Annotated in this window: 20 protein-coding genes and 1 pseudogene; 15 read left to right on the plus strand and 6 right to left on the minus strand. The window is 62.6% G+C overall.

The genetic code is table 11. The features are described 5' to 3' along the window. From NKH38_RS31565 to NKH38_RS31595, 7 genes and pseudogenes are all read left to right on the plus strand, one after another. Nucleotides 1-103, plus strand: a pseudogene (locus tag NKH38_RS31565) (IS481 family transposase); the annotation flags it as partial. 16 nt (nucleotides 104-119) lie between these two features. Beyond that, on the plus strand, nucleotides 120-632 hold the full coding sequence (locus NKH38_RS31570; protein WP_352765404.1) for a DUF1444 family protein: 513 nt from the start codon (nucleotides 120-122) through the stop codon (nucleotides 630-632). A gap of 8 nt (nucleotides 633-640) precedes the next feature. Further along, nucleotides 641-2,248, plus strand: a complete 1,608-nt coding sequence (locus NKH38_RS31575; protein WP_023731821.1) for a carboxyl transferase domain-containing protein — start codon at nucleotides 641-643, stop codon at nucleotides 2,246-2,248. A gap of 1 nt (nucleotide 2,249) precedes the next feature. Then, a complete protein-coding gene (locus NKH38_RS31580; protein WP_023731822.1) occupies nucleotides 2,250-2,780 on the plus strand; it encodes an O-acetyl-ADP-ribose deacetylase in 531 nt (176 codons plus the stop codon). Between the two features lie 120 nt (nucleotides 2,781-2,900). Beyond that, a complete protein-coding gene (locus NKH38_RS31585) occupies nucleotides 2,901-3,275 on the plus strand; it encodes a hypothetical protein (RefSeq protein ID WP_023670207.1) in 375 nt (124 codons plus the stop codon). Between the two features lie 45 nt (nucleotides 3,276-3,320). Then, nucleotides 3,321-3,698 carry a hypothetical protein gene (locus tag NKH38_RS31590; protein WP_023731824.1) on the plus strand — a complete coding sequence of 126 codons (378 nt, stop codon included), beginning with the start codon at nucleotides 3,321-3,323 and terminating at the stop codon, nucleotides 3,696-3,698. 49 nt (nucleotides 3,699-3,747) lie between these two features. Further along, nucleotides 3,748-5,724 (plus strand): acetyl/propionyl/methylcrotonyl-CoA carboxylase subunit alpha, encoded by a 1,977-nt coding sequence (locus NKH38_RS31595; RefSeq protein WP_352765391.1) that lies wholly within the window; start codon nucleotides 3,748-3,750, stop codon nucleotides 5,722-5,724. A gap of 49 nt (nucleotides 5,725-5,773) precedes the next feature. Here the strand turns inward: NKH38_RS31595 and NKH38_RS31600 are convergent, their stop codons facing one another. After that, on the minus strand, nucleotides 5,774-6,895 hold the full coding sequence (locus NKH38_RS31600) for an ABC transporter substrate-binding protein (protein WP_352765392.1): 1,122 nt from the start codon (nucleotides 6,893-6,895) through the stop codon (nucleotides 5,774-5,776). 385 nt (nucleotides 6,896-7,280) lie between these two features. After that, nucleotides 7,281-7,547: an SEL1-like repeat protein gene (locus NKH38_RS31605; RefSeq protein WP_006199745.1), complete on the minus strand. Its 267-nt coding sequence runs from the start codon at nucleotides 7,545-7,547 to the stop codon at nucleotides 7,281-7,283. Between the two features lie 437 nt (nucleotides 7,548-7,984). Here NKH38_RS31605 and NKH38_RS31610 point away from each other — a divergent pair, with 437 nt between their 5' ends. Further along, nucleotides 7,985-8,326: a DUF2147 domain-containing protein gene (locus NKH38_RS31610; protein WP_023687258.1), complete on the plus strand. Its 342-nt coding sequence runs from the start codon at nucleotides 7,985-7,987 to the stop codon at nucleotides 8,324-8,326. Nucleotides 8,327-8,462: 136 nt separating this feature from the next. Here the strand turns inward: NKH38_RS31610 and NKH38_RS31615 are convergent, their stop codons facing one another. Further along, on the minus strand, nucleotides 8,463-8,693 hold the full coding sequence (locus tag NKH38_RS31615; RefSeq protein ID WP_156935551.1) for a hypothetical protein: 231 nt from the start codon (nucleotides 8,691-8,693) through the stop codon (nucleotides 8,463-8,465). 51 nt (nucleotides 8,694-8,744) lie between these two features. On the opposite strand from NKH38_RS31615, the gene NKH38_RS31620 reads away from it, so the two are divergent. The 3 genes from NKH38_RS31620 to NKH38_RS31630 all read left to right on the plus strand — a co-directional run bounded on the left by NKH38_RS31620 (nucleotide 8,745) and on the right by NKH38_RS31630 (nucleotide 11,827). Then, the gene (locus NKH38_RS31620; protein WP_023670200.1) at nucleotides 8,745-8,939 is read left to right on the plus strand and encodes a hypothetical protein; all 195 of its coding nucleotides are present in this window, start codon (nucleotides 8,745-8,747) and stop codon (nucleotides 8,937-8,939) included. Between the two features lie 273 nt (nucleotides 8,940-9,212). Next, nucleotides 9,213-10,673 (plus strand): AMP nucleosidase, encoded by a 1,461-nt coding sequence (locus NKH38_RS31625; protein WP_352765394.1) that lies wholly within the window; start codon nucleotides 9,213-9,215, stop codon nucleotides 10,671-10,673. A 140-nt stretch (nucleotides 10,674-10,813) separates the two neighbouring features. Continuing rightward, entirely contained in the window at nucleotides 10,814-11,827 is a 1,014-nt protein-coding gene (locus NKH38_RS31630; protein ID WP_155922474.1) for an endonuclease/exonuclease/phosphatase family protein, read from the plus strand. 25 nt (nucleotides 11,828-11,852) lie between these two features. Here the strand turns inward: NKH38_RS31630 and NKH38_RS31635 are convergent, their stop codons facing one another. Together NKH38_RS31635 and NKH38_RS31640 are read right to left on the minus strand one after the other, a co-directional pair. Further along, the gene (locus tag NKH38_RS31635; protein ID WP_488505237.1) at nucleotides 11,853-12,599 is read right to left on the minus strand and encodes a DUF922 domain-containing protein; all 747 of its coding nucleotides are present in this window, start codon (nucleotides 12,597-12,599) and stop codon (nucleotides 11,853-11,855) included. Beyond that, nucleotides 12,596-14,275, minus strand: a complete 1,680-nt coding sequence (locus NKH38_RS31640; RefSeq protein ID WP_352765397.1) for an electron transfer flavoprotein-ubiquinone oxidoreductase — start codon at nucleotides 14,273-14,275, stop codon at nucleotides 12,596-12,598. The genes NKH38_RS31635 and NKH38_RS31640 overlap by 4 nt, the downstream gene beginning before the upstream one ends. 302 nt (nucleotides 14,276-14,577) lie before the next feature. Here NKH38_RS31640 and NKH38_RS31645 point away from each other — a divergent pair, with 302 nt between their 5' ends. The 3 genes from NKH38_RS31645 to NKH38_RS31655 all read left to right on the plus strand — a co-directional run bounded on the left by NKH38_RS31645 (nucleotide 14,578) and on the right by NKH38_RS31655 (nucleotide 17,279). Then, on the plus strand, nucleotides 14,578-15,132 hold the full coding sequence (locus tag NKH38_RS31645; RefSeq protein ID WP_352765399.1) for a hypothetical protein: 555 nt from the start codon (nucleotides 14,578-14,580) through the stop codon (nucleotides 15,130-15,132). A 141-nt stretch (nucleotides 15,133-15,273) separates the two neighbouring features. After that, nucleotides 15,274-16,152, plus strand: coding sequence for a uracil-DNA glycosylase (locus tag NKH38_RS31650; protein ID WP_352765401.1), 879 nt, complete (start codon nucleotides 15,274-15,276; stop codon nucleotides 16,150-16,152). Between the two features lie 224 nt (nucleotides 16,153-16,376). Then, entirely contained in the window at nucleotides 16,377-17,279 is a 903-nt protein-coding gene (locus NKH38_RS31655) for a helix-turn-helix domain-containing protein (RefSeq protein ID WP_502896689.1), read from the plus strand. Here NKH38_RS31655 and NKH38_RS31660 read toward each other — a convergent pair. Further along, on the minus strand, nucleotides 17,209-18,111 hold the full coding sequence (locus tag NKH38_RS31660; RefSeq protein ID WP_023687251.1) for a DMT family transporter: 903 nt from the start codon (nucleotides 18,109-18,111) through the stop codon (nucleotides 17,209-17,211). The genes NKH38_RS31655 and NKH38_RS31660 overlap by 71 nt on opposite strands. Nucleotides 18,112-18,531: 420 nt before the next feature. Between NKH38_RS31660 and pepN the strand changes: the two genes are divergently transcribed. Beyond that, nucleotides 18,532-21,171 (plus strand): aminopeptidase N, encoded by a 2,640-nt coding sequence (gene pepN / locus NKH38_RS31665; protein ID WP_352765403.1) that lies wholly within the window; start codon nucleotides 18,532-18,534, stop codon nucleotides 21,169-21,171. Nucleotides 21,172-21,429: the final 258 nt, after the last annotated feature.

A 21,429-nucleotide genomic window follows, 5' to 3' on the forward strand; every position in this document is an offset into this window, starting at 1 on the left:
CAAGGGCCTCACGCCCTTTGAATACATCTGCAAAATCTGGACAAAAGAGCCCGAACGATTCAGGCTCGATCCAACCCATCCAACCTTGGGACTAAACACCTAGGGCGAGTGAAGAAAGTCTGATCGCGGTGATACGGACCCAGCAGTATGTCGAGCACCTCAAATCGATGGGTTTAGATTTATTGTGCGAACCGCTGGTTGGTGAAATTGCGGTCGTATACATGGCCGACCTTCCCAATTCAGTCTCACCTGTTGCTCCAAAGGACTTCCCCGGCCGGGCGCTTTCGGATTTGCGCGATGTGGCACTAGGCAATGTGAAGAAATGGCTGCCGAAAATTGTCTCCGACGGCCAGATTGGCACATTTTATCTCTATTACGTCGACGGCAATACGATGCTCTCCACGAGCCTTGTGCTGCTCGACGAGTTCTGGCTGTCGATCAAAGCACAGTTTCCCGGCGATGTTTTATTTGCGCTGCCGCGCCGGGATCAATTGTTCATCTTCGATGCGAGCAATCCGCAGGCCCAAAGCGCGGCCAGACAGATGATCGACGTCACGTTCGAGGATGACTTCAATCTGCTATCCGATAAAATTTTCGAACGCCGCAACGGCAAACTCCTAGCCCAGATGTAGAGCTCGAAATGGCCGTACTCCAGACCCAGATCTCGCCCTCCTCCGAGACCTTCCGCGCCAATGCCGAGCGCATGCGGGCACTGGTTGCCGACATTGCGGACAAGGCGGCAACCGTCGAGCGCGGTGGCTCGGAGGAGGCGCGCGAGCGTCATGTTTCGCGCGGCAAGCTGTTGCCGCGCGAGCGGCTGGCGCAGTTGCTCGACACCGGCTCGCCCTTCCTCGAGATCGGCCAGTTCGCGGCATGGTCCATGTATGGCGAGGAGATTTCCTCGGCCGGCCTCATCGCCGGCGTCGGCCGTGTCGAAGGCACCGAGGTGATGGTCGTGGTCAACGACGCCACGGTGAAGGGCGGCACCTATTATCCGCTCACGGTGAAGAAGCATTTGCGCGCACAGGAGATCGCGCTGCAAAACAATCTGCCTTGCGTCTATCTGGTCGACAGCGGCGGCGCCAACCTGCCTAATCAGGACGAGGTGTTTCCCGATCGCGAGCATTTCGGCCGCATCTTCTACAACCAGGCCAACATGTCGGCGGCCGGCATTCCGCAGATCGCCTGCGTTATGGGCTCATGTACTGCGGGCGGCGCCTATGTGCCGGCAATGTCGGACGAGACGATCATGGTGCGCAACCAGGCGACCATTTTTCTCGGCGGCCCGCCTCTGGTGAAGGCGGCTACGGGCGAGGATGTCAGCGCCGAGGAGCTTGGCGGCGCCGACGTGCACACCAGGCTGTCCGGTGTCGCCGACCACTATGCGCTGGACGACGAACATGCCCTGGCCATCTGCCGGCGCATCGTCAAAAATCTCAACCGGCGCAAGACTGTAAGCCTGACCTTACAGAAACCCATGCCGCCGCTTCATGACGCGCAGGAACTCTACGGCATCGTGCCGACGGATCTGCGCCAGCCCTATGATGTGCGCGAGGTGATCGCGCGCGTCGTCGACGGCTCCGAGTTCGACGAGTTCAAGCAGAATTACGGCACCACGCTGGTCACCGGCTTTGCCCATCTTCAGGGCATGCCGGTCGGCATCATCGCCAACAATGGCGTGCTGTTTTCCGAAAGTGCTGTGAAGGGCGCGCATTTCATCGAACTGTGCTGCCAGCGCAAGATCCCGCTGATCTTCCTGCAGAACATCACCGGCTTCATGGTCGGGCGAAAATACGAGGCCGGCGGCATCGCCAAGGACGGCGCCAAGCTGGTGATGGCGGTCGCCACCGCCAAGGTGCCGAAGGTGACGATGATCATCGGCGGGTCGTTCGGCGCCGGCAATTACGGCATGTGCGGCCGCGCCTACTCGCCGCGCTTCCTGTGGATGTGGCCGAACGCGCGCATTTCGGTGATGGGCGGCGAACAGGCGGCGACCGTGCTGGCGGTGGTCAAGCGCGAGGGCATCGAGCGCAAGGGCGGTGAGTGGAGCGCGGACGAGGAAGCGAAATTCAAGAAGCCGATCCTGATGAAATACGAGCATGAGGGCCACCCGCTCTACTCCTCGGCGCGGCTGTGGGACGACGGCATCATCGATCCGGCGAAAACGCGCGAAGTGCTCGCGCTCAGCCTTTCGGCCGCGCTCAACGCCGACATCGAAGAAACGAAGTTCGGCGTGTTCAGGATGTAGGATGAGCAAGTTCGGCGAACGGATACATGTCCACACCGGCGACATCACCAGGCTTGCGGTCGATGCCATCGTCAACGCCGCCAATTCCTCGCTGCTGGGCGGCGGCGGCGTCGACGGCGCCATTCACCGCGCCGCAGGCCCGGAGCTCGAATTCGAATGCCGGATGCTGAACGGCTGCAAGGTCGGCGAAGCAAAGCTTACCAAGGGCTATCACCTGCCGGCACGTTACATCATCCACACGGTCGGACCTGTCTGGCAAGGCGGCGGAAAAGGCGAAGCCGGGCTGCTCGCCTCCTGCTATATCAGGTCGCTCGAAATCGCCGCCGCCAGGGATTGCCGGACTGTGGCATTTCCGGCGATCTCCACCGGCATCTACCGTTATCCGAAAAATGAGGCGACGCAGATTGCCGTTGGCATCGCAGGTACCTTCGTCGGACAGAACTCAACGCCCGAAACAGTTATTTTCTGCTGCTTCGACGAGCCAACAGCTCAACTATACCGACAAGCCGTTGCTGCCATTGGAGGATGCTAGTCTGCATGGATAAGATGGTTCATCCACCTACGCAAAAGCAATTTTCGGTGAGCAGGCTGGCGGTACTGGAGAATAGACGCTATTGTTCATCCCGCATTGGGCAACGGGGATGGGGTAAAGATGAGGCCGAAATATTCGGGAAAAACGACTGCGTCGGTACTTGCAGTCTTGCTTATATTTGCGGTACCCGGCGTTGGCGCCGCGGCATCGCTGGCGGGAAGCAAAGGCGACATTCATTTCTATCCGTATTTGCCGAAAAGCCCGAAAGACCAGTGCACCATGGCTTACAACGCCTATGTGGCCGCCGGCGGCCATTCGGCCTATGCGACCACGCCCTATGCCCGGATCCGTTCGTTGTACATCATCTGCGGCTCGGGCTTGAATGCACCGTCACAGAAGGCTGCCGAAGAACGGGCGATGAAATCCTGCGAGTCCGCCCGCAGCCATTACAAGGTCATTACAGGTGCGGGCTGCGAAGTTGCGGCATCGAAGTAGGCCGACAAGCATCGGCTTGGGCATTTTTCAAATGGGCGGAGCAATATGAAATCGACACGCATCAAACGAATTACTGTATCGGTGCTTGCCGGCCTGCTCGTATTTACGGCATCCGGTATCGGGGCGGCTGGATCGCTGGCGGGCAGCAAGGGAGACACCCGATTCTGGCCTCCGTTGTCACTGAATCCAAAGGAGCCCTGCACGAAGTCGTACAACGCCTATGTCGCGGCGAGTGGCCACTCGGCCTACGCGACCACATTCTACTCGCGCGTCGACGATCTTTACATCATCTGCGGTGCGCGGCTGAACGCGCCATCTCAGAAGGCCGCGGAAGAGTTGGCGTTGCGAAGCTGTCAGGTTGGCCTGAAAAAGTGGAAGGTTCAGACCGCGAGCGGCGGCTGCAAAATCGCGGCTTCGAAATAGGCTCATTCCTGCCAGACCGGCGCCGCCCGAGACAAACTCTGGAGGCTCCATGTTCGCCAAGATCCTGATCGCCAATCGCGGCGAGATCGCCTGCCGGGTGATACGCACGGCCAGAAAGATGGGGGTGCGCACGGTTGCTGTCTATTCCGACGCGGACGCCAAGGCTCTGCATGTCGAAATGGCCGACGAGGCGGTGCATATCGGCGCCTCGCCGGTCGGCGAAAGCTATCTTCGCGGCGACAAGATTGTTGCGGCGGCGCTAGCGACCGGCGCCGAAGCAATTCACCCCGGCTATGGCTTCCTCTCGGAAAACCCTGATTTCGTCGACCAGGTGACAGCGGCAGGGCTCACCTTCATTGGGCCGTCGGCCGCCTCGATCCGCGCCATGGGCCTGAAGGACGCGGCCAAGCGGCTGATGGAGAAAGCCGGCGTGCCGGTGGTGCCGGGCTATCATGGCGAGGCGCAGGAGATCGTGCTGCTGGCGTCCAAGGCGCGTGAGATCGGCTATCCCGTTCTGATCAAGGCGCGCGCCGGCGGTGGCGGCAAGGGCATGCGCCGGGTCGAACATCCCGACGATTTCTCCGAGGCGCTGTCGGGCGCACGGCGCGAGGCCAAGGCCGCGTTCGGCGACGATCGCGTGCTGGTCGAAAAATATGTCGACAAGCCGCGCCACATCGAGGTCCAGGTATTCGGCGACAATTTTGGCAATGCCGTGCATCTCTACGAGCGCGACTGCTCCGCGCAGCGCCGCCACCAGAAGGTGATCGAGGAAGCGCCGGCGCCCGGCATGACGCCGGCGCTGCGCGAGGCGATGACGAAAGCGGCGGTCAAGGCCGCCAAGGCGATCAGCTATTCCGGCGCCGGCACCATCGAATTCATCGTCGATGCCTCGCAAGGGCTGAAGGCCGACCGCTTCTGGTTCATGGAAATGAACACCCGCCTGCAGGTCGAGCATCCCGTCTCCGAAATGGTCACCGGCACCGACCTGGTCGAGTGGCAGTTGCGGGTAGCCGCCGGCGAGAAGCTGCCGAAGACGCAGAGCGAAATCACGCTTTCCGGCCACGCCTTCGAGGCGCGCATCTATGCCGAGGACGCGGCGAAAGGGTTTCTGCCGGCGACCGGCACGCTGCATCACCTGGCGTTTCCCGACAACGCGCCCGAAGGCGCCAGCATGCGCATCGAGACCGGCGTGCGGGCCGGCGATGCGATCTCGCCCTTCTACGATCCGATGATCGCCAAGCTGGTCGTCCACGCCAAGGACAGGCAGGCGGCGCTCGACGCGCTCGGCACTGCGTTGTCGCAGACCGAGATTGCCGGCTCGACCGTCAACACCGCGTTTCTCGCGGCACTTGCCGCGGACGCCGATTTTTCGGCCGGTGATGTCGATACCGGCCTGATCGGCAGGCATCAGGAAGCGCTGACCGCGGTCGCCCTGCCGCGCAGCGAGATCGTTGCCGCGGCGGCCCTTGCCGCGGCGGGCGCCGGTGCTTTGCCGCCGTCGAACGATCCGTGGTCGTCGCTTGCCGGCTATGCGCATTTCCACGCAGTTGCGCGCCGCACGCGCCTGCGCCATGGCGAGGACGATATACTGGCGCGTGTTTCAGTGCGGCCGGACGGGCGCTTCGAGGTGGCGCTGGACGCGCCCTATGACAGCGTCAATTCGCATGATCTTCGCGCCGCCCCTCGCCTTGCCCGCTGGCCAGGCCACGTCACCGTGTTCGAAGGTGCGGTCGGCTACAGTTTCCTCGTCCCGGATCCGCTGGCGCGCACCGACGAGACTGCCGCCGCTTCCGGCAGCCTGCGCGCGCCGATGCCGGGCCTGGTCAAGCTGGTGCGCGCGGCAAAGGGCGAAAGGGTGATCAAGGGCCAGCCGCTGTTGATCCTGGAAGCGATGAAGATGGAGCACACGATCGCGGCCAGCCATGACGGCGTGATCGCGGAAATCGCCACAGAGGGCGCGCAGGTCACCGACGGAACGGTGCTGGTGCGCTTCGTTGAAGAGGCTGCAAGCCGGCTGGAGGCTTGAACAAAAATGGCCGGGACAAGCCCGGCCATTTCCATGAGTACGCGGCCGCTTACTGCGCGATCGGTGCGTATTTGCCGTCGTGCCACTGGTTGATGTCGTAGCTGGCGTTCTTCAGATCGCCCTTCTCGTCGAAGGTCACGTCGCCGACCACGGTGCTGAACGGCGTGCCGTTCTTCAGCGCTTCGGCTACCTTGACCGGATCGTCCGTTCCGGCGCGCTTGACGCCCTCTGCAAACGCCTGAACGACGGCGTAGGAGAACAGCGTAAAGCCTTCCGGCACGAAGCCGCCCGCCTTGATCTTGGCGATGGCCTCCTTGGCTTCCGGCTTGGCCTGCGGGTCCGACGGGAAGACGAACAGGGTGCCTTCACCGGCGGGGCCGGCGACCTGCCAGAATTCCGGCGAGGCGATCGAGTCCGGCATGATCAGCTGGAACTTGACGCTCTGCTCGGCCGACTGACGCAGGATAAGCCCGGCTTCCGGGTGATAGCCGCCGAAATAGACAACGTCGGCCTTGAGGTCCTTCAGCTTGGTGACGAGAGCCGAATAATCCTTCTCGCCGGCATTGATGCCTTCATAGTCGATCTCCTTGAGGCCACCGGCATTCATCGTCGCCTTCACGGCATCGGCAACGCCCTGACCGTAGGCGCTCTTGTCATGCAGGATAACGACATTCTTGCCGGCATATTTCTTGGCGATCCACGGGCCAATGAAGGCGCCCTGCGCGTCGTCACGCGTATAGAGACGCATGATCGTCGGCCAGCCGGCCTTGCCGGCGGCATCGGTCAGCTCGGGATTTGAAGAGGCCGGGCTCATCATCAGCGCGCCGGCCTCGGCGTAGACGGCGGAAGCCGGGATGCTCGAACCTGAACAGGCATGGCCGTCAATAAACTTGACGCTGTTGGCAACGATCCGGTTGGCCACCGAAACCGCCTGCTTGGGATCGCACTGGTCGTCCTCGATGTCGAGCTTGATCATCGAGCCGTTGACACCGCCGGCGGCGTTGATCGCGTCGGCGGCTGCCGTTGCGCCCTGCTTGAACTGGTCGCCGATCGTGGCGAGCTGTCCGGTCATCGGGCCGACCACCGAAATGGTGATGTCATCGGCAAAGGCAACCGGCGCGCTCATCATCAGGCCAAATACGGCCGCGCTCAAAATACCCATTTTTTTCATGGTGATAGAACTCCTCCACACTCGCGCAGCCGCTCTGGCCGCGCTTCTTTCCGAAGGCGGGACAATTTCATCCTTCATTGGGCCTGTCTAGGCGCATCGGCGCCGCTCGATTGGGCCTCATCAACGCAAAAAGCCACGCCAGCCTGTTCCGGCCGGTCGTGGCTTTTTGCTCGTAGCAGTCCCCATGCGCCCCCGCGCCACGAAAACCTGCCCGCCGTCCCCATTGTGCACGACTGGACCGTGCCGGCCTGCCGCGTTCTTGTTCTTTCATGGTCGGCCGTCTTGTCGCGGCCTTGTCGTTTCACCGGTTCCGACCGTCTTTGCGGTCTTGATCCCGGGGCTTCCCTGTTTTCGATAATCTGCCTGCGATAATCTGCTCGCGATCTCAGTGCATCGTCATCCATTCGCGGGCTTCGCGCAGCGCCTTGGCGATCTCGACCTTGGACATTGCGGCCGACAGTTCCGAGCGCAGTTCCGCGGCGCGGACCGAGCCCTTGATGGCGGCGATGTTGAACCATTTGTGGGCGGCAACGACATCGGTCTCGCAATCGCGGCCGGTCGCATACATCATGCCCAGTTCGAAAAGAATGTCGGCCTGGGCAGTTGCCCCCATGGCGCCGAAGCCGGCTTCAAGCATTTCAAAACGTGCCATTTTAGTCCCCTGTCTGGCTCCCGAGAGCGGGCCTCTTCTGTCCCCCGGTGTTCCCTGGGGAGCCGCTCTTTCGATGCTTCCGAGAATGAGGCCGAGCCTTGAATCCGTCGTTAAATGGCGTGCTTAATTTGGAGAAAACAAAGCTAAAACAAGAGGTAAACGCGGAAATTCGTTAAGGATACAAAGTCAGCAATCCCGCCGTTTCTCGACCGATTTGACGAAAATTTGCAAGGCGCCGATCAACACTCTGCTAACCACGCGAACCAAAGCCAACGCCTCGATCGTTTCATTTCCACGGGCTGCACTCTCCCGACCCTGCATGAAAATTGCGAAACCTTCCGTCGCGGTACGCTTTTGTTTTGCCAGGAGCTGGATTAGCTTACGTTTGCGTAAGGGGCAGAGAGGCGGCTGCCCCATCTAAACCAGGGAGGACAGATATGTTTCGCAAAGTGAGCTTGGCCCTGGCGGCCGCCGTGATGATGGCTGGTGCGGCTTGGGCCGATCCGATCGAAGGCAATTGGAAGACACAAGCCGGCGACACAGCAGTTATCGGCGGCAGCGGTTCATTCTCCATCACCCTGAAGACCGGCAAATATGCCGGGAAGACCATCGGTTCGCTCAAGGCGGCCGGGGCCAACAAATATGCCGGCAACATCACCGATCCGGCAAACGACAAGACCTATTCGGGCAAGGCAACACTGTCGGGCACCTCGCTCAAAATGAGCGGCTGCGTGCTCGGCGGGCTGATCTGCAAGAGCCAGACCTGGCACAAGCTCTGATCTTGCTGCTTTGAGTTGACCAACGGGGCCTTCACAGGCCCCGTTTTCTTTTGCAGGACGGTCCGCGCCATAGCGACGACCGTGCCGTTTGCGGCGGCGCAAACCCGAACCGACGCTCTCTCTAAGACCTCGTCAATCACTTTGAACCGCAGATGAACGTCGGCATCAGCGCCGGTTCAGTCGCATCAGGGCATTTTGATGGCGTGTTCAAGGAGACACTACGCAAATGCTCGCTCGCCGCTTCACCATCGTCTGCCTGTTGATGAGCCTGTTCGGGATGCTCTTCGCCATCCTCGTGGCCGAAGCCGGCCGCCCGGCCCGTTCCTGGGATGCAGCCAGTTCCTGCCAATTCGATTGCATGAACCATTTTCGCCCCTGAGACGACAAAGACATAGATCCAAACAGAAAAGCAAAAGCCATGAACCGCATCGCCATCAACGCCCTCCAGACCCTTCGGCTCCTGCCGCGGGCGGCGCTCGTTCTGGTCGTGCTGTCGGCGCCGGTCCTGGCCATGCCGATGATGCGGGCCAATGCCGACACGACGATCGACGCGCCGGCGACGAAGAAGCATGGCGTCGGCTTTGTCTTGCTGGTCAGTCTGCAGCGCGGCTAGTGCCGGTATTAAGGTGGTGCCGGCCTGCAAGTGGCGGCCTTGGTGCTCACATGCTTCGAGTACGCTCCGCTCCGGTTCTCGAAGCCAACCAGTTTGGTCGCTTCGCGCCCGTCCTCGACTCCGGCTCAGCCTTACCTGAATCTCAGCACACCTTGGGCGTGGACGAATAAATCGACCACTTGGCGGCCACCCTCCCCTCCCAAGTGCGGCCTCAAGTCTCTATATTGAGCCATGGAAAAGCGAATCTACCCACAAGCTATCGAATCGGTCGTCATGCCGGAGCCTTTCGGCAAGCAGAGCTTTGACGACGCCAAAAAGGCCGTGGCCGCCTTGCAGGTGCTCTACGACCGCAACACCAAGTTTCTGCGCGACTCCTTTGCCACGCTTGCCGCCGGCGGCGACGAAAGCAAGCGCTACCGCGCCTTCTACCCGGAGATCGGCGTCACCACCAATTCGTTCACCCAGATCGACTCGCGCCAGGCCTACGGCCACATGCCGACCCCCGGGCATTTCTCGACCACCATCACCCAGCCGGTGCTGTTCGAACGCTATCTCGTAGAGCAGCTTCGCCTGATCATGCGCAATCACGGCGTGCCGGTAACGGTTTCGGAATCGACCACGCCGATCCCGCTGCATTTCGCGTTCCTTGAAGGAACCCATGTCGATGGCGCCGCCGCCGACCGCATCAAACGGCCGATCCGCGACCTGTTCGACGTGCCGGATCTCGACGGCACCGACGACCAGATCGCCAACGGCACCTTCGAGGTCGCGTTCGGCGAACCAAGGCCGCTGGCGCCGTTCACGGCGCAGCGCATCGACTATTCGCTGCACCGCATGACGCACTACACGGCGACCAGCCCGCAGCATTTCCAGAACTTCGTGCTGTTCACCAACTACCAGTTCTACATCGACGAGTTCGTCGCCCGCGCGCGGGCCCAGATGGCTGAAGGCGGCCACGGCTATACCGAATTCGTCGAACCGGGCAATGTCATCACCAAGGCAGGGCAAAACGCACACAGCGAAGGCGTGGCGGCGCCGCGCCTGCCTCAGATGCCAGCCTATCATCTGAAGAAGCCGAACCATGGCGGCATCACCATGGTCAACATCGGCGTCGGCCCGTCCAACGCCAAGACGATCACCGACCATGTCGCGGTGCTGCGGCCACATGCATGGCTGATGCTCGGCCATTGCGCCGGCCTGCGCAACACTCAGGCGCTGGGCGACTATGTGCTGGCGCATGCCTATGTCCGGGAAGACCATGTGCTGGACGATGACCTGCCGGTGTGGGTGCCGATACCGCCGCTGGCCGAGATCCAGGTGGCGCTGCAGGAGGCGGTCGCCGAAGTCACCGGACTTTCCGGCTACGATCTCAAGCGCATCATGCGCACCGGCACCGTCGCCACCATCGACAACCGCAACTGGGAACTGCGCGACCAGCGCGGACCGGTGCAGCGGCTGTCGCAGTCGCGCGCCATCGCGCTCGATATGGAATCGGCCACGATCGCCGCCAATGGCTTCCGCTTCCGCGTGCCCTACGGCACGCTGCTTTGCGTCTCCGACAAGCCGCTGCATGGCGAGTTGAAGCTGCCCGGCATGGCGACCGAATTCTACAAGCGGCAAGTGGCGCAGCATCTGACCATCGGCATCAAGGCGATGGAGAAGCTGGCGGAAATGCCGATGGAACGGTTGCATTCGCGCAAGCTGAGAAGCTTTTCGGAGACGGCCTTTCAGTAGACCGGCTTGCCGTAAATGTTTGCCGCGAGGCGTTTCGTCATCTTGATTGGGCCGCATTTCAGCCGATAAAGGCCTGATACCTCGGCAATGTATTACCCGGTCTATGGGCAAAACCCGGTCTGATGGCACGCGTGCGAAAGATGATGGCTTCAATGGCGTTCCTGGCAATGCTCGGCCTCTCGGCCGCGCTTGTAGCCGGGTTCTTTGGCGCACTGCATCCGGCCTTCGATTCCTTTGCCCATTTCCGCATCCATTTTGCCGTGCTGATGGGGCTGATTGCGCTGCCGCTGCTCGCCACCTCGTTTCGCCTGCAGGCGGGCGTGGGCCTGCTGCTGGCCGTGGCCGCCTTCGCCAGCACGTTGAGCACCTTGCCGCGCCTGTGGCCGGTGCAGGCCGCCAATGACGCCGCGCCCGGCAACGAACCGGTCTACCGGCTGCTGCAGATGAACCTGCGTTTCAACAATCCGACACCCAAGAAGGTTCTTTCGCTGATCGCCAGGACCAACCCAGACGTGATCACGCTCGACGAAGTATCGGCCATGTGGGCGACCGAACTCGGCTATATCCAGAACGCCTATCCCTATCGCATCCTGTGCGCCCATCCCGACGGCGTGTGGGGCGTGGCGCTTTTGTCCCGGCGACCTTTTGCGGCCGGCACCGAGCCGCATTGCGAACCGCGCGGCGCGATGGCGGCCGCCACCGTCGATTTCGGCGGCACTCCGGTCGATGTCGCGGCGATCCATTTGAGCTGGCCGTGGCCGAAGGAACAATACTGGCAGATCGGAGAGTTGACCGAGACGCTCACCTCGCTCGGCGAGACGGCGATCATGGCCGGCGACTGCAACGCCGTGCCGTGGAGCGCCGCGGTACGGCGCGTTGCCTCGCTCGGCGGACTGACCGTGATGCCGTCGGCCGGACCGACCTGGATCCACCGGACCCTGCCCGATTTCCTGCGGCGCTATGCGGGCCTGCCGATCGACCAGGTGTTTTCGAAGGGCGGGGTGACCATCCTGTCGTCGACGCAGATGGAAGAGACCGGCTCCGACCATCTGCCGGTGATGGTGGAATTTTCATTGATGCGCGACGAGACCAAGCCGGTCGACGAGGATTCTACCGCGACTGTGTCGCTGATCCAGCCCAGCATGGGCGGCTAGATCGTACGCCACGGGGCTTACGGTTTCACAAGCCTACCAAGGCCTCGATGATGCGCTCGACATGGCCGCCTTCACTGTGCTCGCGCGCGTCGAACGCGATCTGTTTTGCCTCATAGAGCTTGGAAGTGGCTTGCAAGCGCCGCGTGGCTTCGACGCGCGTTTTGTTGCATTGCGGATCGTTGGCAAATTTCAGGCCGCGAACCGACCGCTCGGCAGCCTGCATCATCTGCCCGGCGATACGGCCATGGGTTCCTTCATGAGCGAGAACGCCTGTGAAAAACCGGTTCCAGCGTTTGCGCAGCGCCGGCGTGACGGCCGAGGCGACGCGCGGGTAGGTGTAGGCGATGTTGAGCGTTCCATTGGCCTGGCGCAGGCGGCAGACGCCGTTGACCTGACCCACGTCCAGGCTCCAGTCGGCGGTGTAGCTTGTCTGCGCGATGGCGTGGGTCATGAAACCGTGCTTGGGGCCCCTGCGGTTCATGGCGATAACCAGACCGGCACCTGTCGTGCCGGTGATGTCATAGGTTCGCGTCTTGACGACGGTTTTCACCCCCGCCGACGCCGTCCCGACGACGCCGCAGGCCGCGCTTATGACGGCGACGCAAAACAAGACCAACACGCGCATGCCATTTTCCCCATGGACGCGGCAATGAGACCACAAGCAGACGACGGTTTCAACAATCTTTGGCGCCGAGCGCCTTACATGCCTTGGTAAACCCGGCCATCGCCGCCATTTTTGCTGGTTGAGACGGCCCCGGTCGGTGAGGCTCACATGCCCTGATAGACCGGGCCTTCGCCGCCTTGTGGCGGCACCCAGTTGATGTTCTGGTTGGGATCCTTGATGTCGCAGGTCTTGCAGTGCACGCAGTTCTGCGCGTTGATGACGAAGCGCACATCTTTGGCAGACGGATCGGCGGCGGCGTTGCCGTCCTTGTCGACCCATTCGTAAACACCGGCCGGGCAATAGCGGGTCGAAGGCCCGGCAAAGACATCATGCTCGGAACGCTTCTGCAACTCCATGTCGCCGACGATGAGATGCACCGGCTCGTTTTCCTCGTGATTGGTGTTGGACAGGAACACCGAGGACAGGCGGTCGAAGGTCAGCACGCCGTCCGCTTTGGGATAGGCGATCTTCTTGTGCTTGGCCGCGGGCTCAAGCGTGGCATAATCGGCCTTGCCATGTTTCAGCGTGCCGAAGGGCGAGAAGCCGAACAGCGTGTTCAGCCACATGTCGAGACCACCGAGGCCGACGCCGATAATGGTGCCGAAGCGCGACCAGAGCGGCTTGACGTTGCGGACCTTCTTCAAATCCTTGCCGATATCGGTCGCGCGCCAGGCGTCCTCATAAGACGACAGCTCGTCATTGGCGCGGCCGGAGCCGATCGCTTGCGCGACATGCTCGGCCGCCAACATGCCGGACAGCACCGCATTGTGCGAACCCTTGATGCGCGGCACGTTGACGAAGCCCGCCGCACACCCCATCAGCGCGCCGCCGGGGAAGGAGAGTTTCGGCACCGACTGCCAGCCGCCTTCGGTAATGGCGCGCGCGCCATAGCCGATGCGCTTGGCGCCCTCGAAGGTGCGCGATATCGCCGGATGCGTCTTGAACCGTTGGAATTCCTCGAAGGGCGACAGCCAGGGGTTCTTGTAGTTGAGATGCAGGACGAAGCCGACCGCGACCTGGTTATCCTCGAGGTGGTAGAGGAAGGAGCCGCCGCCTGTCTTCAGGTCGAGCGGCCAGCCGAAGGAGTGCTGCACCAGGCCCGGCCGGTGGTTCTCGGGCTTGACCTGCCACAGCTCCTTGAGGCCGATGCCGTACTTGCCGGGCTCACGGCCGTCGGACAGTTTGTATTTTGCGATCAGCTGCTTGGACAGCGAACCGCGCGCGCCCTCGCCGATCAGCACGTATTTGCCCATCAGCGCCATGCCCGGCGCAAAGCCCGGGCCATGTGTGCCGTCTTTTTCGACGCCCATGTCGCCGGTGACGACGCCCGTGACCGCGCCGGCATCGTTGTAGACGAGGCTGGCGGCAGCAAAGCCCGGATAGATTTCGACGCCTAGCGCTTCAGCCTTGTTTGCCAGCCAGCGGCAGACATTGCCGAGCGAGACGATGTAGTTGCCGTGATTGTTCATCAGCGGCGGCATCAGGATATTGGGCAGACGGAACGAGCCGGCGGGGCCGAGCACCAGGAAATCGTCGGCCGTAACCGGCGTCTTGAAGGGGTGGCCATCTTCCTCGCGCCAGCCCGGCAACAGGCGGTCGATGCCTATGGGATCGACGACGGCGCCTGACAGAATGTGGGCACCAACCTCGCCGCCCTTTTCCAACACCACGACGGAAAGCTCGGGATTGACCTGCTTGAGACGGATCGCTGCGGCAAGGCCCGCCGGGCCGGCCCCGACGATGACCACGTCGAATTCCATGCTCTCGCGTTCGATCTCGCTCATCAACCCCTCCGCTCTGGCCAACCGTTTCCGGCATTTTGCTGGCTCCTGCGCTGCATAGCGCATCAATCCGCGACAGGAAACCGGCGCTGACGTGACAATGCCGATTTCGACAAAAAGTCGCGGATAACAACTCTGCCGCAAGCGTTTTGCGCGCGGCCGCGCTCAGCGTCCCATATTTTAATTGTTCGACGGCTCTCTTATCGGCCATACTTATTTCCATGCGCACGCCGTCCGGCTATTCATTGACGCGCTTCCCCCTTCCGCCCGGCCGGACCTGCCGAGCGATCCTTCTCGCCCTTTCAATGCTTACGCCGGTTCGCGCTCAGGCCGAGCCGGTGAAGGTGTGGGCGACCGGCGCCTATTCCTTTTCCGACGAGCTTGGCGGTTTCCACATCACCGGCGCCTCGGGCACCGGCACCAAGGAAGATCCGTTGGTCATCTCCGAGGAGCTGAATTCGTCGACGCCGGTGACGCTCACCATCCGCACCACCAAACCGATCCAGCCGTTCAGCACCAACGGCGAATTCGCCAACGGCATCCTGTACATTCGTATCGAGGTGCTCAACAACAGCGGCCAGGCCTGGGTCGAATTCCAGTTCGAGCTGCAGGAGATACTCAACCAGCCGAGCGTGTTCGGCGACGGCCTGTCCTTCGACCAGCGCAACAAGACGCCCGACAACATCCTGTCGAGCGCGTACGCCGATTTCGACCGCGATTTCGAACCCTATGACCGGCTCTTGTTCAAGAGTGGACAGATCGACCCGCTGAAGAGGGGACGCTTCGAGTTTCTGATCACCGACTACACGCCGCGCTGGACGTTCTATCTGGTGCAGGATCCGCGGATACCGACGGGGTAAGCGGCAGGCGCCGTGAAAATCGCCACGAAATGCCCTTCGTGATTGGCGAAAGCCGACGAGCGCGTAATCTCCCTCCTTGAGGGGGAGATTACTAACCGCCCAACCTTGCAAATCGTCTCTCGGCGGACGAATGTGCCCGGTATGACTGCCGCCTCCCCCAACAACCGATCCGACCTGGCCGAGTTGCTCGCCTTCTACGCCTCTGCCGGTGTCGACGAAGCGTTGGAGGACGGGCCGGTGAACCGGTTTGCCGGGGCAGCACCGAAGCGCCCCGAGCGCACAACGGCGCCTGCCGCGCCGCCTCGCGAAAACAAGTTTCCGGAACAAGCCGCCGCCAGCCCCGGGCTGGACGCAAGCCGGGTGCCGGACGCGCCGGCGCGTTCCGTTCCGGCCATGGCGACGGTGCCCGACGAGGCACAGGCGGCCCTGGCCCGGCAAATGGCGGCAAGTGCCTCGACGCTCGACGAACTGCGCCAGCACATGGCGTCGTTCGATGGCTGCAACCTCAAATTCACCGCCAAGAACCTGGTCTTTGCCGACGGCAATCCGGAAGGTTCGGTGATGTTGGTCGGCGAGGCGCCCGGCCGCGACGAGGATATTGAGGGCCTGCCCTTCGTCGGCCGCTCGGGCCGGCTGCTCGACCGCATGCTGGCGGCGATCGGGCTTGACCGGACTTCGGTCTATATCGCCAACGTCATTCCCTGGCGGCCACCCGGCAACCGCACGCCGACGCCGCACGAGACCGAAATCTGCCGTCCCTTCATCGAGCGGCAGATAGAGCTGGTCAAGCCGAAGGTGCTGGTCAATCTCGGCGGCCCTTCGGCCAAAACCCTGCTCAACACTACCGAGGGCATCCTGCGCCTGCGCGGCAATTGGCAGGTGCACACGACGGTGTCGGGCACTGCCATTCCGGCCATGCCGACGTTGCACCCGGCCTATCTCTTGCGGACCCCTGCGCACAAGAAGCTGGCCTGGCGGGATTTTCTCGAGGTGAAGGCGAAGTTGCGGGAGATGGGGTGAAGCGCGCCTCTTCCTTCCACCCTTGTGGGGGAAGGTGGATCGGCGCGCAGCGCCGAGACGGATGAGGGGTGTTCCAGCGGAGTGAGACGTTGGCGTTCCCTGGAACACCCCTCATCCGACCGAGCTTCGCTCGGCCACCTTCTCCCACAGGGGGAGAAGGGAGAACCGCGCCAATGACCTCCCAGGTAATTGAAATACGCCTCTCCCCGGCCTACTCATCCCCCATGACAACAGCCCAAACCTCCGCCGGCAGCCTGATCCGCGAATGGCGCACGCGCCGGCGCATGAGCCAGCTTGATCTCGCAATGGAGGCTGAGATTTCCCAGCGTCATCTCTCCTTCGTCGAAAGCGGCCGCGCCGCGCCCTCGCGCGAGATGGTGCTGCATCTGGCCGAGCAGCTTGAGATTCCGCTGCGGCAGCGTAATCAGCTGTTGCTGGCTGCCGGCTTTGCCCCGAGCTTCAGCGAGCGGCCACTCACAGATACGACGCTGGCGCCGGCGCTTGCCGCGGTCGAGAGCGTGCTCAAAGGGCATGAGCCGTTCCCCGCCCTCGCCGTCGACCGGTACTGGAACCTGATTTCCGCCAATGCCGCCATCGGCCCGTTTCTGGCCGATGTTGCCGAGCCGTCGCTGCTCCAGCCGCCGGTCAATGTGCTGCGCCTCAGCCTGCACCCGAACGGCATCGCACCGCGCATCGTCAATCTCGCGGAATGGCGGGCGCATCTGCTGGAGCGGCTGAAACACCAGAACGATGCCGCCGGCGATCCCGTCCTGGTCGAGCTGGAGCGCGAATTGCGAACCTATCCGTCCGGGCTCAAGGGTGCGCGGCCGGTGCCGGTCGAGCCCAACGGCATCGTCCATCCGCTGCGGCTGGCGCATGGCGACCAGGTGCTGTCCTTCATCAGCACCATCACCGTCTTCGGCACGCCGCTTGACGTGACGCTGTCGGAACTGGCGATCGAGTCTTTCTTCCCGGCCGACGAGCAGACGCGAGCGGTGCTGGTGCGGCTGGCGAAGGAACGTGCGGAAGCTAACCGAGCCAACCCCGCGGACCTCCTCACCCCTGTGGTGGCGCTGCCTTGCGCGTTCGGGTGCGTTCCAAGCCGAGTTGGCGCTCGCGCCAGATGATGAACATGCCGGCGGCAACGACGATCACACCGCCGACGAGCGTGTTGATGGTGGCGATATCGCCAAAGGCGAAATAGCCGACGACCACGCCGAGGATCATCGAGGTGTATTCGAACGGCGCCACCACCGAAGCTTCGGCATGGCGGTACGCCGCCGTCATCAAAATCTGCGCCAGCCCGCCACAGAACCCTGCTGCGACCAGCAGACCGGCCTGCAGCGGCGTCAGCGCCTGCCAGCCGAAGGGCAGCGTAAGCAGCGCCATGACACTCGCCGTCGCCGAGAACCACAACACGATGGTCGCTGTTCGTTCAGTCTGGACAAGATTGCGCACGAGCAGGATGGCATTAGCGGAGATTGCTGCAGAAACAAGAGCAGCGATGACGCCCAGCACCTCCTGGTCGCCGAGCGCGACGCCCGACGTGAGCAGCGTCAGCTCCGGCCAGGAGATGATCAGCACGCCGACCAGACCGACCGCAACCGCGCTCCAGCGATAGACGCGAATGGCTTCGCCGAGGAATAGCGAGGAGAACACCACCACCAGCAAAGGCTGGGCATAGTTCAGCGTGATCGCCTCAGGCAGCGGCAGCCGGGTCAGCGCAAAGAAGCCGAGCCCCATGGCGCAAACGCCGACGACACCGCGCGCAATGTGGTTCAGCGGGCGTTTGGTGGCGAACGCCGTACCGAGTTTTCTCTTGAAGGCCAGGAAGGCGATGATCGGGAAGATGGCGAAGAAGGAGCGGAAGAAGACGATCTGGCCGGCCGGCAAAGTGCCGGCGGCCTTGATGCAGGTTTGCATGCCGACAAAGACTGCCACCGACATGACCTTGAGCATGATCCCGGTGAGAACATTAGAGCGCCGCGCGTCGTCTTCGACGCGTAAAGGACGCTCTGACACTTTAAATCTGCGCATCGTGCTTTCCAAAAATCGACATTGATTTTTGGGCCGATGCGCGCCGGGATGATCGGACAGTTTCCCGCCCGCTTCGTCTCCAGGCCCGGCTTTCACTGTTTTGTTGCTTCCCGGATCTCCGCTGAGATGCGCGTCGAACGACGCGGTACACAGGCGCCCATGCCGAACTTCGATCTGACGACGGTCATCAAGGCCTCACGATGATGGCGGAAGGGGAACGCCCCGAAATAGGCATTGGCGCAGTTTTGTCGAGTGACCGTTTCGTGTAAAGAGCGCGCAACTTTAGATTTAATGGGCCAGGACACGTCAGCGGCTCCGATAGCGACAGGGAAACCCAAGGGAATGCGAACCGATACCGGCCAGGTCTTCAAGCTCGAAGACTACCGCCCCAACGACTTTTCCATCCCGCAAACCGGCCTCACCTTCCGCCTTTCGCCAGACGCAACGCGTGTCACCGCAGTGCTGACGATCGAACGCCGCGATGGCGCCGCCGCCTCGACGTCGCTGGTGCTGGACGGCGACGGGCTGGTGCTCAAGCGCATTGCCGTCGACGGTCGCGAGCTTGCCCCGGCCGAGTATCTCGCCACGCCGGACCAGCTGACCATTTTGAGGCCGCCGGCCCGTTTCCAGCTGCTGCTCGAGACCGAGATCGCGCCGGCCAGCAATGAGGCGCTGATGGGCCTCTACCGCTCCAGCAATGTCTATTGCACGCAATGCGAGGCCGAGGGCTTTCGCCGCATCACCTATTTCCTCGACCGCCCCGACATCCTGTCGGTCTATACCGTGCGTATCGAGGCAAGGCTGGACGAAGCGCCGCTGTTGCTTTCCAACGGCAATCCGGTCGAAAGCGGCGGGCTTGCCGATGGCTGGCACTATGCTGAATGGCACGACCCCTTCCCCAAGCCGTCCTATCTGTTTGCGCTCGTGGCCGGCAATCTTGGCCAGGTCGCCGACAGTTTCGTCACCATGTCCGGCCGCAAGGTCGAACTCGGCATCTATGTCGAGCCAGGCAAGGAGGGGCTCGCCGGCTACGCCATGGACGCGCTCAAGCGCTCGATGCAATGGGACGAGAAAGCGTTCGGCCGCGAATACGACCTCGACGTCTTCAACATCGTCGCCGTTTCCGACTTCAACATGGGGGCGATGGAGAACAAGGGCCTAAATATCTTCAACGACAAGTATGTGCTGGCCGACCGGGAAACCGCCACCGATGCCGATTTCGCCAATATCGAGGCGATCATCGCGCATGAGTATTTCCACAACTGGACCGGCAACAGGATCACCTGCCGCGACTGGTTCCAGCTCTGCCTCAAGGAAGGGCTGACGGTTTTTCGCGACCATGAATTCTCAGCCGACCAGCGCTCGCGCGCGGTCAAGCGCATCGCCGAAGTGCGCACGCTGAGGGCGCACCAGTTCCCCGAGGACCAGGGACCGCTGGCGCATCCGGTGCGGCCGCGCCGCTACCGCGAGATCAACAATTTCTATACAGCGACGGTCTACGAAAAAGGCTCGGAAGTCGTGCGCATGATCCGCACTATCCTCGGGGCCGAGGCTTTCCGCGCCGGCATGGACCTCTATTTCGAGCGCCATGATGGCGAGGCCGCGACGATCGAGGACTTCCTGAAGGTGTTCGAGGACGCCTCCGGGCGCGACCTGTCTCAGTTCGCGCTCTGGTATCACCAGGCGGGCACGCCGAACCTGACCGTCAGTTCGACGCACAATCCGGCGACGCGCGAGTTTACGCTCGAGATCGAGCAGTCGGTGCCGCCGACACCGTCGGAGAGCCGCAAGCGCCTGATGCACATTCCGCTCGCCTTCGGGCTGGTCGGCGCGGGCGGTGAGCCGGTCGCCTATGATGGCGTCGAGGGAGCCACCGTCGAGGACGGCGTTATCCACATCCGCAAGCGCCGTCACATGGTGCGCTTCTCAGGCGTCGCCGAGCGGCCGGCGGTGTCGCTCAATCGCGGCTTTTCGGCGCCGATCACGCTTTCGGTCGAGCAGAAGGCCGACGACCAGTTCTTCCTCGCTGGCCATGACAGAGATGCCTTCGCGCGCTGGCAGGCGTTCAACACGCTGCTCACCGATGCGCTGATAGCGGCCTTCCGCCAGATCCTCGGCGGCGCGAAACCGGTTTTCACCGCCAGGCTGACCGGACTTGCCGGTAAGATCGCCGGCGACGAGACGCTGGAGCCTGCCTACCGGGCACTGGCGCTGTCACTTCCCGGCGAGGCCGACATTGCCCGCGACATCGGCACGAACATCGATCCCGACGCCATCTTTGCCGCTCGCCAAGCACTGGCGCTGGCAATCGCGCGCGCCAATCAGCAAACGTTCACCGACCTATACAGCCACCTCGCCGACGACGGGCCGTTCAGCCCGGATGCGGCCAATGCGGGACGCCGGGCGCTGCGCAACATCCTGCTCGACTACCTCTCGCTGCCGCCGGAAGGTGCTGCGCTCGCCGCCCGGCATTTCGAAACCGCGACCAACATGACCGACCGCGCCGCAGCGCTGACCGTCCTTGCGCACCGCCATGACGGTTCACCGGAGGCGACCAAGGCGCTGGCCGATTTCGAGGCGCGTTATGGCGCCGATCCGCTGGTCATGGACAAATGGTTCCAGATCCAGGCCAGCGTGCCGGGACCCCGGACAGTCGATACCGTACGCAAGCTGACTGGTCACGCAGCTTTCTCGATGGCCAATCCGAACCGGGTGCGCTCGCTGGTCGGCACATTCGCCAGCGCCAACCAGACCGGCTTCCACCGAGCCGATGGCGAAGGCTACCGGTTTTTTACCCAGACCGTACTCGAGGTTGAAAAACGCAATCCGCAAGTGGCGGCCAGGCTGGCCACAGCGCTGCGCTCGTGGCGCTCGCTGGAGCCGGGCAGGCAAGCCAAGGCCAGGGAAGCGCTGCTGGCCATCGCCGGTGCCGAGAACCTGTCGGCGGATTTGCGGGACATTGTGGAGCGAACGCTGGCCTGATCCCTCCCCCTTGAGGGGACGGTGGACAGCCGCCGAAGGCGGATGGACGGGTGGGGTCGTTGCGGCAGTGCGCGACCTCGACCAACTTCGACCGTGATTGAGAGAGTCGAGCGCTTCGCCGAGGACCCCACCCGGCCCTTCGCGCCACCCTCCCCTCAAGGGCATAGGCGCTAAGATAGCTTTGGCATGGACTGAAACTTGCGCTTTCGTGGTGGTTCGCGCCAGCGATATCGCAAGGCATGGAGATTTTGGCGCAGG

The organism is Mesorhizobium sp. M1078, assembly GCF_040318615.1.
GTDB lineage: Bacteria > Pseudomonadota > Alphaproteobacteria > Rhizobiales > Rhizobiaceae > Mesorhizobium.